The organism is Seohaeicola zhoushanensis (assembly GCF_014656415.1).
Lineage (GTDB): Bacteria > Pseudomonadota > Alphaproteobacteria > Rhodobacterales > Rhodobacteraceae > Seohaeicola_A > Seohaeicola_A zhoushanensis.
Genome location: NZ_BNCJ01000001.1, coordinates 198,829 through 210,824 on the forward strand (window position 1 = coordinate 198,829; position 11,996 = coordinate 210,824).

Consider the following 11,996-nt stretch of genomic DNA (forward strand, 5'->3'; position numbering starts at 1 on the left):
TTTCCCGGATGCTGAAAGACATGCGCCACCTGCCGATTTCCGGCGCCCACAACGTCCGCGACCTGGGCGGATACACCAATACCCAGGGGCTGACCCTGCCCTGGCGCCGCTTCCTGCGCGCCGACAGCCTGCACCGCCTTGCCCCCGGCGAGGACCGGCGCCTGCTGGACGAGGGGCTGGCCACCGTGATCGACCTGCGCACCCGCAACGAGGTCAGGGAGGCCCCCAACCCCTTCGCCGCGCATGACGGCGTCGACTTCCTGAACCTGCCGCTGTTCGACGACCTTGCCCCCGCCACGATGGGCCAGGCGCGGGCGACCTCCGACGACCCGCTGCTCGATTTCTACATCACCGCCCTGCACAGCCGGCAGGAGGCCCTGCGCGAGATCCTCTCGGCCATGGCCGAGGCGCGCGAAGGCACCATCCTGTTCAACTGCACCGCCGGCAAGGACCGCACCGGCATCGTCTCGGCGCTGCTGCTGGGCATCGCCGGGGTGGGCCGCGACGACATCCTCGCCGACTACGCCCTCAGCGCCGACCTGATCTCCGACCTGGTGGCCGAATTCCTCGCACTCTCGCGCCAGCGTGGCGGAGACACGGTCGCCTATGCCCGGATGCTGAAGAGCCCGGCCCGCACCATGGATCGCGCGCTCGACAGCATCGAGGCCGAGTACGGATCGGTCCGCGGCTACCTCGCCGACGCCGGGCTGGAAGCCGAAAAGATCGACAGCCTGAACGCCAGGATCACCGGCCAGCCCGGTTGACGCTTGGTCGCTGCTTGACGGAGACCCGCATTGGCGGGATTCTGCCGGCGACGGCGAAAGGAACACGACATGGCGAACCGCGCTTTCCTCAAGGTGGCGATGGCGCTGATGCTCTGCGCGTCCGCCGCGCTGGCCGATCAGACGCTGACCGTTACCGCCACCCCGGCCACCACGACCGAATTCAGCCGCCGCCTCTGGCTGACGGGCGAGATCGCCGCCCCCGACACCCTGCGCGCCGCCTTCCCGACCGGAGGCCGCATCACCACCATCGAGGTCGATGACGGTGACCATGTCGCCGCCGGGGCGGAACTCGCGCGCATCGACCGGGTGCAGCAGGAACAGGCTCTGCGTGGGGCAAATGCCTCCGTTGCCGCCGCCGTGGCCGAGCTGAACGCCGCCCGCGACAACGAGGCCCGCCAGGCCCACCTGTTCGAACGCGGCGCCACCACCCGCGCCAACCGTGACGCCGCCACCGACCGGCTCGCCGCCGCCGTCGCCCGCCAGGCCCAGGCCGAGGCCGAACTGGCCCAGGCCCGGACCGCGCTCGAGGACACCGTCCTGCTCGCCCCGGCCAGCGGCACCGTGATCCGCCGCCTGGCCGAACCGGGCCAGATCATCGGGGCGGCCCAGCCCATTCTCGAACTCGCCCTGGGCGAGGGCTACGAGGCCGTCTTCAACGTGCCCGAGGCGGTGCTCACCAACGCCGCCCAGAATGCCACGCCCCCCGTGGTGCAGCTCTCGCCGATCGACCGGCCCGACGTCGCGGTCACCGGCCGCGTGCGCGAGATCTCGCCGCTGGTCAACGTCGCCACCGGCACGGTGCAGGTCAAGGTGGCGATGAACGCCTCGCTGCCCGGCCTCAGCTACGGCGATGCGGTGCGCGGTTCGGCGGTACAATCCGACGGCAAGGGGATCGCGCTGCCCTGGTCGGTTCTCTCGGCCACCGCCGAAGGCCCGGCCGTCTGGATCGTCGACGAGGCGAGCATGTCGGTCTTGCTGCGCCCGGTGACCATCAGCCGCTATACCAGCGACCGCATCTTCATCGAAACCGGGCTCGAAGAGGGCGAGATGGTCGTCACCCTCGGTGCCCAGCTGCTCTACCCCGGCCGCAAGGTCCGCCTGTCGGAGGCCGCGAAATGATCCGCCACACGCTCGCCCTCCTGCTGCTCGCCACGCCCGCGCTGGCCGAGGAACGCCCGGTCATCTCGGAAATCGTCGCCCCGCAGGCCGGGATCGAATCCGCCTGGGTCGGCACCGTCAGCGCCGCCTCCGAGATCGACCTCGGCTTCCTCCAGCTCGGCACCCTGGCCGAACGCGCGGTCGATGCCGGGGACACCGTCGACAAGGGCGAGGTTCTGGCCCGTCTCGACGCCTCTGACCTCGACGCCCAGGTCCGCGCCGCCGAGGCCGGGGTCAAGATCGCCGAGGCCAGCCTGCAGACCGCGCAGGACACCAGCGACCGCGTCAAGGCGCTGGTCGAGCGCGGCGTCGACAGCGCCTCCGCCGCCGAATCCGCCGCCAATGCGCTCGCCTCGGCAAAGGCCGCACTGGAACAGGCCGAGGCCGGTCTCGCCCGCGCGAAGGACGCGCGCAACCAGGCCGACCTGCGCGCCCCGCTCGACGGCATCGTGACCGAGATCCACGCCGAACCCGGTGCCGCGCTCGACGCCGGCCAGACCGTCGTGACCCTGGCGGCCCGCGAAGGGCGCGAGGCCGTCATCGCGCTCTCCGAGGACGCCGCCGCCGCTACCGCGCCGGGGGCGCATTACACCGTGCGGCTCATGTCCAACCCCGCCCGCACCGTCACCGCCACGCTCGACCGGATCGACCCGGTCAGCGCGCGCGCCACCCGCACCCGCTCGGCCCACCTGCGCCTCGATGGCGACCTGACCGCCTTCCGCCTCGGCGCGCTGGTCTCGGTCGCCCGCTCGGACCTGGCCCAGGCCGAGATCACCACCCTGCCCGTCAGCGCGCTGATCGCCGGCGCCGAACCGCCCGCCGTCTGGCGCATCGCCGGCGCCGAACGCCAGCTGGAGCGGGTCACCGTCCAGCTCGGCCCCCGCGCCGCCGGCCGCGTCGTGGTGCTCTCGGGCATCGCCGACGGCGACGAGATCCTGACCCGCGGCGTCAACTCGGTCACCGAGGGGCAGGCCGTCGGCCGCCGCCTCGAGGGCCCCCTCGCCGGAGGCGGCAAGCTGTGAGCCGCGCATTTCCGCCCCTTTCCGGAGGCCCCCAGCCATGACCCGCTTCAACCTCTCCGACTGGGCGCTCCAGCACCGTTCCTTCGTCTGGTTCCTGATGGCCGTCTCGCTGGTGGCCGGCATCCTGGCATATGTCTCGATCGGCCGCGAGGAAGACCCGAATTTCGCGGTCAAGACCATGGTGATCTCCGCCGCCCTGCCCGGCGCCTCGATCGAGGAGACGCTCACCCAGGTCACCGACCGCATCGAGAAGAAGCTCGAAGACCTCGACCAGCTCGACAAGACCAAGTCGATCACCCGCCCCGGCGTCTCGGTGGTCTATATCGAGCTGCTGGCCACCACCAAGGCCCGCGACCTGCCGCAGATCTGGCAGAAGGTCCGCAACATGATGGCCGACATCCGGGGTGACTTCCCGGCGGAATTCGCCGGCTTCCAGTTCAACGACGGCTTCGGCGACGTCTTCGGCAACATCTACGCCTTCACCTCGGACGGCTTCAGCCCCCGCGAGATGCGCGACTACGTCGAACAGGCCCGCCGCGCCGTGCAGGGCCTCGAGGACACCGGCAAGGTCGAGATCTTCGGCGCCCGCGACCAGGTCGTCTACCTCCAGTTCTCCACCGAGAAACTCGCCGCCCTCGGCGTCAGCCAGGCCGAGGCCCAGGCCGTCCTCGCCTCGCAGAACGCCATCCTGCCCTCGGGCGAGATCAATTCCGGCTCGGAGCGGGTCATGGTCCGCCTCGGCGGCGGCTTTGATCGCACCCAGGCCCTCTCCGACGTCAACCTGCGCGTCGGCGACCAGTTCTTCCGCCTGACCGACGTGGCCGAGGTCTCGCTCGGCTACGAGGACCCGGCCTCGGAACTCTTCCGCTACAACGGGCAGGAGGCCATCGGCCTCGCCATCGGGATGCGCCAGGGCGCCAATATCATCGACTTCGGCGAAGCCCTGACCGAGGCGATGAACAGCGTCGAGGAACAACTGCCCATCGGCGTCTCGATCCACCAGGTGGCCGACCAGCCGCATGTGGTGGAAGAGGCCGTCGGCCATTTCCTCCAGGCCCTGCTCGAAGCGGTGGTGATCGTACTCGCCGTCAGCTTCGTCAGCCTCGGCCTGCGCGCCGGCTTCGTGGTGACGCTGACCATCCCGCTGGTGCTCGCCATCACCTTCGTCATCATGCATGTCCTCGGCTTCACCCTGCAGCGCATCTCGCTGGGCGCGCTGATCATCGCGCTCGGCCTGCTGGTCGACGACGCCATGATCGCCATAGAGACGATGATCTCGCGCCTCGAAGTCGGCGAGAGCCTGACCAAGGCCGCCTCCTTCGCCTGGACCTCGATTGCCTTCCCGATGCTGACCGGCACGCTGGTCACCATGGCGGGCTTCATCCCGATCGGCCTGAACAATTCGGCGGCGGGCGAGTTCACCTTCTCGCTCTTCGTGGTCATCGCCGTTTCGCTGCTGGTCTCCTGGGTCGTCGCCGTGCTCTTCGCGCCACTGATCGGCGTGACCATGCTGCCTTCGAAACTGGCGCATCACGCCGAAAAGGTCGGCCGCACCCGCCGCGCCTTCCAGTTCCTGCTGCGCGGCGCGATGCGCCTGCGCTGGCTCACCATCGCGCTGACCCTGGTGGCCTTCGGCGCCTCGATCTACGGGATGCGCTTCGTCGAGAACCAGTTCTTCCCCAATTCCGACCGGCCCGAGCTGATCCTCGACTTCACCCTGCCGCAGAATGCCACCATCGAGGCCACCCGCGCCCAGATGGACCGCATGGAAGCCTACCTGAAAGACGACCCCGACGTGCTGTTCCACTCCAGCTACGTCGGCCGCGGCGCGCCGCGCTTCATCCTGTCCTACGACGTGATGAACGGCGCGCCCAACGTCGGCCAGATCGTGATCCAGACACCGGGCATCGACTCCCGCAACCGCCTGCGCGCCAGGCTGACGCAACTGACCGAGACCGAGTTCCCCGGCGTCGACATCTTCGTCAAGCTGCTCGAGATCGGCCCGCCCGTCGGCCGCCCGGTGCAATACCGCGTCACCGGCCCCGACCTCGACCAGCTGCGCGACATCGCCCGCGACACCGCCGCCGTGGTGGCCAGCGACCCGCGCACCGCCAATATCGTGCTCGACTGGAACGAACCCGCCCGCGTGGTCCGCGTCGACATCCTGCAGGACCGCGTCCGCCTGCTCGGCATCACCTCGCGCGAGATCGCGGCGGCGCTGCAGACCGTCTATGACGGCACCACCGTCACCCAGCTGCGCGACGACACCTTCCTGGTCGACCTGGTCGCCCGCGGCAGCGACGAGGACCGCCGCTCGGTCGAGGCGCTGACCAACCTGCAGCTCTCCACCACCAGCGGCCAGCCGGTGCCGCTCTCGGCCATCGCGGTCTTCGGTTTCGACACCGAGTTGCCGGTGATCCGGCAGGAGAACCGGATGCCCACCGTCACCGTCAAGGCGGCGATCTCCACCGCCGACCAGCCGGCCACCATCGTCGACGACCTCAAGACCCGGATGGCCGAGTTCACCGCCAAGCTGCCACCGGGCTATTCCGTCAAGGTCGGCGGCACCGTCGAATCCAGCGCCAAGAGCCAGGCGCCCATCGCCGCCGTGGTGCCGCTGATGCTGCTCATCATCGCCACGCTGGTGATGGTGCAGATGCAGGGCTTCCGCCGCGCCTTCGTGGTCTTCGCCGCCGCCCCGCTCGGCCTGATCGGCGTGGTCGGCGCGCTGCTGCCCTCGGGCGCGCCGCTGGGCTTCGTGGCCATCCTCGGCGTACTCGCCCTGGTCGGCATCCTGATCCGCAATTCGATCATCCTGGTGCACGAGATCGAGGTGCAGCGCGAACACGGGCTGCATCCCTGGGACGCGGTCTTCGCCGCCTCCGACAGCCGCGCCCGGCCGATCGTGCTGACCGCCGCCGCCGCCTCGCTGGCGCTGATCCCGATCTCGCGGCAGATCTTCTGGGGCCCGATGGCCTATGCCATGATGGGCGGCATCATCGCCGGCACGGTGGTCACGCTGGTCTTCGTCCCCGCGCTATACCTCGCCGTCTTCCGCGTCCGCCGCCCCGAACGCGAAACCGCGACGGAAACCGGCACCCCCGCCTGAAGCTCGTCCCGCGACAGGCTTTGACATCCGGGACCTGACCCCACATATGAGGGGGCAACAGAGAACCTGAACGCAGGGTGGAGATGATGGACCTGAACCTGAGCGCCACGACCGGCGCCGATCTGATCAAGGACACGACCGAGGCCACCTTCATGGCCGATGTCGTCGAGGCCTCGCGCGACGTACCGGTGGTTGTCGACTTCTGGGCGCCCTGGTGCGGCCCCTGCAAGACCCTCGGCCCGATGCTCGAGGACGCCGTCCGCGCCGCCAAGGGCGCGGTGAAGATGGTCAAGGTGAACGTCGACGAGGCGCAGAACATCGCCGGCCAGCTGCGCATCCAGTCGATCCCGACGGTCTACGCCTTCTTCAACGGCCAGCCGATCGACGGCTTCCAGGGCGCGGTCCCCGCCTCCGAGATCAAGGCCTTCATCGACCGCGTGACCAAGGCCGGCGGTGGGGTTGCACCGGGCGAGGAACTGGCCGAGGCGCTGGCCGCCGCCGAACAGATGCTCGAGGAAGGCGCCGCCGCCGATGCCGCCGAGGTCTTCGCGGCGATCCTGGCCGAAGAGCCCGAGAACGCCGTCGCCTACGGGGGGCTGGTGCGCGCCCATGTGGCCACCGGCGATGTCGACCAGGCCGAGGCGATCCTGAACGGCGCCCCGGCCAAGATCGCCAGGACCGCCGAACTCGAAGCCGCCCACGCCCAGATCGCGCTCGCCCGCCAGGCCGCCAATGCCGGCCCCGTGGCCGAGCTGCGCGCCCGGGTCGAGGCCGACCCGGCCGACCTGCAGGCCCGCTTCGACCTCGCCCAGGCGCTGCACGCCTCGGGCGACGTGGCCGAGGCGGTGACGCAGTTGCTCGACCTGTTCCGCCGCGACCGCGAATGGAACGAAGGCGCCGCCAAGACCCAGCTCTTCACCATCTTCGACGCGCTGAAACCGAACGATCCGATCGTCCTCGCCGGCCGGCGCAAATTGAGCTCGCTGATATTTGCCTGAGCGTCCCGGTGCGCTAGGTTGACCGTCATGCTGAAACCTGCGGACTTGCCCGACACGATTGCGGTCTTCCCCCTGCCGGGGGCGCTGCTGCTGCCGCGCGCCCGGCTGCCGCTGCACATCTTCGAACCGCGCTACCTCCAGATGCTCGAGGACGCGCTCAAGACGCCGCAGCGGCTGATCGGGATGATCCAGCCCAACCCCCGCCCCAACTGCGCGACACAGCTGCACACCATCGGCTGCGCCGGCCGGGTCACCCAGTTCTCGGAAACCGAGGACGGGCGCTACATGATAACCCTCGCCGGCCAGTCCCGCTTCCGGGTCCTGCGCGAACTCGAGGGCTTCACTCCCTACCGCCGCTGCGAGGTCTCCTGGGAGGGCTTCGAGCGCGACCTCGGCAAGGTCGAGAGCGACCCCGGCCTCGACCGCGAGCAGTTCCTCGAGGTGCTGCGCCAGCTCTTCGAGCGGCGCCAGATGAGCACCGACTGGGACACGCTGAAACAGGCCGAGGACGAGTTGCTGATCAACTCCCTCTCGATGCTGCTCGACTTCAGCCCCGAGGACAAGCAGGCGCTGCTCGAAGCGCCTTCCCTTGCAACCCGGCGCGAAACGCTGGTCACGCTGATCGAATTCACCCTGCGCGGCGGTTCCGGACAGGAGGTCTGGCAATGAATGACGAAACCACGGTCAGTTTCGACCGCCGCATGCTCGAGGCGCTGGTCTGCCCGCAGTCCCATGCCTCGCTCGACTACGATGCCGAGAAGCAGGAACTGATCTCGCGCGCCGCCGGCCTGGCCTTCCCGATCCGCAACGGCATCCCGATCATGCTGGTCGACGAGGCCCGCACCCTCGACTGAGCCGCCGGCAGGGCAGGCCGCGCCGCGCCCCAAGCTTCTCTTCTTCAAAAATACTCGGGGGAGTCGCGCCGCAGGCGCGGCCGGGGGCAAGGCCCCCGAAGCGACGCTGGCTCCAGGGGCGTGGACCTCAGACCGGCAGCCCCTGCATCAGACGCGGCAGGTCGCCGGTCAGCCCCGCCGCCTCGCGGATGAACCCCCGGCGCAGGGCCGGTGCGGCATTGACCAGCCCCATGCCCAGGTCACGGCCCAGCCGCAGCAGCGGGTTGTCGTTCGAGAACAGCCGGTTGAAGGCATCCGTCGCCAGCGCCAGCGTGGTGGTGTCGAACCGCCGCCACTGCTGGTAGCGGTCCAGCACGCCCGGCCCGGCGATATCCTCGCCCCGCCGCGCCGCCAGCGTCACCACCTCGGCCAGCGCGGCAACGTCGCGCAGCCCGGCGTTCAGCCCCTGCCCGGCGATCGGGTGCATCCCGTGGGCGGCATCGCCCACCAGCGCCAGCCGCTCGCCGATGAAGCTCTTGGCCAGCGTCAGCCCCAGCGGATAGCTGAACCGCTGCCCGGCCAGCGCGATCTCGCCCAGGAAATCGCCGAAGCGCGGCCGCAGCACGGCGAGATAGGCTTCCTCGTCCATGGCGGCGATCTCGGCGGCATGAGCCGTGGTCTCGCTCCATACGATCGAGCTGCGGTTGCCGGTCAGCGGCAGGATCGCCAGCGGCCCCGGCGGCATGAAGAACTGGTGCGCGATGCCGTGATGCGGCAGCTCATGCGCGATGGCGCAGACCAGCGCGGTCTGGCCATAGCCATGGCCCGTGCGCCCGATCCCGGCGCGCTCGGCGGTGCCGCTGGCCCGGCCGTCGCAGCCGACCAGCAGCCGCGCGCCCAGGGTCGCGCCATCCGACAGCGTCACCCCGGCCCCGGCGGTCGAGGTGGCCTGCGCCACCACCCGCACCCCCGACCGCGTGGTGATGCCCGGCTCGGCCGCCATCGCCTCCATCAGCGCGCGGCGCAGGTGCCGGTCCTCGACCATGAAGCCCATCGGGCCTTCCTCGATCTCGGCATGGTCGAACTGCATCACCAGGGGCGAGGGCCCCAGCCCCGCGTGGCCGTCGCTGACCCGGATCTCCAGCATCGGCTGCGCCTGATCGGCCACCCGGTCCCAGACCCCGATCGCCGCCAGCAACCGCTGCGAGCTCAGCGCCAGCGCATAGGCGCGCCCGTCAAAGGCGGCATCGGCGCGGATCTGCTCGGCCAAGGCGTCGATCACGGTCACGGAGAACCCGGCTTGCGCCAGGGAAAGGGCCAGCGCGGGGCCATTCAGGCCGCCGCCAACGATCAGGATATCGGAAGTATCGCTCATGTGCCGCACTATGGCTTTCGCTTCGGGATTGTCCATGCGTGACACCGTCGCTACGGTCGCGGCGAAACACCTCGGGGGATTGCGATGGGCGACTGGCTTTCGATGACGGCGGCGGATCTGGGGCGCGAGATCGGCGCGGGCCGGATCGACCCGGTGGCCTTGGCCGAAACCTACCTGGACGCCATCAAGGCCCACCCGATGACCGGCCGCATCTACGCGCGCCTGACCGAGGAACGCGCGATGAGCGAAGCCATCGCCGCGCATGACCGCGCCAAGGCCGGGCGCCGCCGCTCGCCGCTCGACGGTGTGCCGATCAGCTGGAAGGACCTGTTCGACACCGCCGGTGTCGGAACCGAGGCCGGCTCGCTGCTGCTCGAGGGCCGGGTGCCCGAGCGTGACGCGCTGGTGCTGCGCAACGCCACCGAGGCCGGGCTGGTCTGCCTCGGCAAGACCCATATGACCGAACTGGCCTTCTCCGGCCTCGGGGTGAACCCCAGCACCCAGACCCCGCCGAACATCAACGACCCCGAGGCCGCGCCGGGCGGCTCCTCCTCGGGCGCGGCGGCCTCGGTCGCCTTCGGCCTCGCCGCGGCGGGCATCGGCTCCGACACCGGCGGCTCGGTGCGCGCGCCGGCGGTCTGGAACGACCTCGTCGGGCTCAAAACCACCTCCGGGCGCCTCAGCCTCGAAGGCGTCGTGCCGCTGATCGTCAGCTTCGACACCGTCGGCCCGCTGACCCGCAGCGTCGAGGACGCCGGCCTGCTGCTCGCCGCGATGGAAGGCGGCACCGCCCCCGACCTGCGCGGCGCCTCGCTCCGGGGCCGCCGCTTCGCCGTGCTCAAGACGCTGGCCATGGACGAGGTCGAGGACGCCCCCGGCGCCGCCTTCGCCGCCGCGCTGGCGAAACTCTCGGCTGCCGGCGCCATGATCGAGGAGATCGAGACCGACTCGGTCACCGATGCCTTTTCCACCACCGGCCCGCTTTTCGCCGGCGAGGCATATGGCCAGTGGCGCGACGTGATCGAGGCCAACCCGCAGCGCATGTATTCCGAGATCCTCGAACGCTTCCGGGGCGGCAAGCAGTTCTCGGCGCCAGATTACGTGGCCGCCCGCAACAAGCTGCACGAGGCCCGCCGCGCCTATCTCGCCGCCACCTCGGGCTATGACGCCGTGCTGCTGCCGACCTCGCCGATCCTGCCGCCCAACGTGAAGCGGCTCGAGTCGGATTCGGACTACTTCAAGCGGGCCAACCTGCTGGCGCTGCGCAACACCCGGATCGGCAACCTGCTGGGCCTCAGCGCCCTGACCCTGCCGGCGGGCAGCCCGAGTTGCGGCATCATGTTCTTCGGTCGTCCCTTCGAGGAAGCGGCCCTGCTGCGCATCGGCGCGGCGGCCGAAGCGGCCTTGGCCTGAAAGCCACAATCCTGCCTTCTTGACGCAACGCGGCTGGACGCAGCGCCAGCGCGCGGCTAACCTTTGGAAAAAACGGGGCGAAACGATCCCGTAAGAGGCAGTAAAAACATGGAATTTCCCAAGCGGTTCGCGAACCTGCCGCCCTATGCATTCCCGCGTCTGCGGGCCCTTCTGGATGCCCATGCACCCGGCGGCGACGTCGTGCACATGACGATCGGCGAGCCGAAGCACGCCTTTCCCCATTGGGTCGTCGACGTGATCGTCAGGAATGCGGACGGTTTCAACCAATATCCCCAGAACGAAGGCACCGATGCCCTGCGCGGCGCGATCACCGATTGGGTGGCGCGGCGCTATGGCGTGAGCCTCGATCCGGGGCAGAACGTGATGGTCCTGAACGGCACCCGCGAGGGCCTCTACAACGCCGCCATGGCGCTGGTGCCCGAGACCAAGAACGGCCAACAGCCGGTGATCCTCTCGCCGAACCCCTTCTACCAGGTCTACATGATCGCGGCGATCTCGGTCGGGGCCGAGCCGGTCTTTGTGCCCGCCACCGACGCCACCGGACACCTGCCCGATTTCGGTGCGCTGCCCAGGGACGTGCTGAACCGCACTGCCGCCGCCTATATCTGCTCACCCGCCAACCCGCAGGGCGCCGTCGCCTCGCGCGATTACTGGGCCGAACTGCTGGCCCTGGCCGAGCAATACGACTTCCGCGTCTTCGCCGACGAATGCTACAGCGAGATCTACCGCGACGACGCGCCCCCGGGTGTGCTGAGCGTGGCGAAGGAAGTCGGCGCCGACCCCGAGCGGGTGATCGCCTTCCACTCGCTCTCGAAACGGTCGAACCTGCCGGGGCTGCGCTCGGGCTTTGTCGCCGGCGGCCCCAAGACCATCGCGGCAATGAAGCAGCTTAGAGCCTATTCCGGCGCACCGCTTCCGGGGCCACTTCAGGCCGCCGCCGCCGCCGTCTGGGCCGACGAGGCCCACGTGATCGAGAACCGCGGCCTCTACCAGCAGAAATACGCGGCCGCCGACGAGATCTTCGCCGACGTGCAGGGCTATCGCGCCCCCGAGGCCGGGTTCTTCCTCTGGCTGCCGGTGGACGATGGCGAACAGGCCGCGCTCAAGCTCTGGAAGGAGACCGGGGTGAGGGTGCTGCCGGGCGCCTACCTCGCGCAGGGCAAACCGGGGCAGAACCCCGGCGAAGGATTTATCAGGGTCGCCATGGTGGCCCCAAAGGACGAGATGGCGCAGGGCCTCACCCGGCTCCGCGACTGTCTCTACAAATAAGACGAGACCGAGG

Annotated in this window: 10 protein-coding genes; 9 read left to right on the forward strand and 1 reads right to left on the reverse strand. The window is 69.8% G+C overall.

The features are described from left to right. Positions 1–8: 8 nt before the first annotated feature. The 7 genes from IE266_RS01000 to IE266_RS01030 all read left to right on the forward strand — a co-directional run bounded on the left by IE266_RS01000 (position 9) and on the right by IE266_RS01030 (position 7,926). Positions 9–764 (forward strand): tyrosine-protein phosphatase, encoded by a 756-nt coding sequence (locus tag IE266_RS01000; RefSeq protein ID WP_189678165.1) that lies wholly within the window; start codon positions 9–11, stop codon positions 762–764. Positions 765–833: 69 nt separating this feature from the next. Further along, positions 834–1,904: an efflux RND transporter periplasmic adaptor subunit gene (locus IE266_RS01005; protein ID WP_189678166.1), complete on the forward strand. Its 1,071-nt coding sequence runs from the start codon at positions 834–836 to the stop codon at positions 1,902–1,904. Beyond that, entirely contained in the window at positions 1,901–2,965 is a 1,065-nt protein-coding gene (locus IE266_RS01010) for an efflux RND transporter periplasmic adaptor subunit (RefSeq protein WP_189678167.1), read from the forward strand. Before IE266_RS01005 ends, IE266_RS01010 begins: the two co-directional genes overlap by 4 nt. Before the next feature lie 37 nt (positions 2,966–3,002). Further along, positions 3,003–6,074, forward strand: a complete 3,072-nt coding sequence (locus tag IE266_RS01015; RefSeq protein WP_189678168.1) for an efflux RND transporter permease subunit — start codon at positions 3,003–3,005, stop codon at positions 6,072–6,074. Between the two features lie 83 nt (positions 6,075–6,157). Continuing rightward, entirely contained in the window at positions 6,158–7,072 is a 915-nt protein-coding gene (trxA, locus tag IE266_RS01020) for a thioredoxin (protein ID WP_189678169.1), read from the forward strand. Between the two features lie 27 nt (positions 7,073–7,099). Further along, positions 7,100–7,741, forward strand: coding sequence for an LON peptidase substrate-binding domain-containing protein (locus IE266_RS01025; protein WP_189678170.1), 642 nt, complete (start codon positions 7,100–7,102; stop codon positions 7,739–7,741). Continuing rightward, positions 7,738–7,926 carry a Trm112 family protein gene (locus tag IE266_RS01030; protein WP_189678171.1) on the forward strand — a complete coding sequence of 63 codons (189 nt, stop codon included), beginning with the start codon at positions 7,738–7,740 and terminating at the stop codon, positions 7,924–7,926. The genes IE266_RS01025 and IE266_RS01030 overlap by 4 nt, the downstream gene beginning before the upstream one ends. Before the next feature lie 127 nt (positions 7,927–8,053). Here IE266_RS01030 and IE266_RS01035 read toward each other — a convergent pair whose 3' ends face one another. Further along, the gene (locus IE266_RS01035; RefSeq protein ID WP_229863852.1) at positions 8,054–9,280 is read right to left on the reverse strand and encodes an FAD-dependent monooxygenase; all 1,227 of its coding nucleotides are present in this window, start codon (positions 9,278–9,280) and stop codon (positions 8,054–8,056) included. A gap of 84 nt (positions 9,281–9,364) precedes the next feature. Here IE266_RS01035 and IE266_RS01040 point away from each other — a divergent pair, with 84 nt between their 5' ends. Next, positions 9,365–10,693 (forward strand): amidase, encoded by a 1,329-nt coding sequence (locus IE266_RS01040; protein WP_189678173.1) that lies wholly within the window; start codon positions 9,365–9,367, stop codon positions 10,691–10,693. Positions 10,694–10,801: 108 nt separating this feature from the next. Next, entirely contained in the window at positions 10,802–11,983 is a 1,182-nt protein-coding gene (locus tag IE266_RS01045; protein ID WP_189678174.1) for an aminotransferase class I/II-fold pyridoxal phosphate-dependent enzyme, read from the forward strand. Positions 11,984–11,996 lie beyond the last annotated feature (13 nt).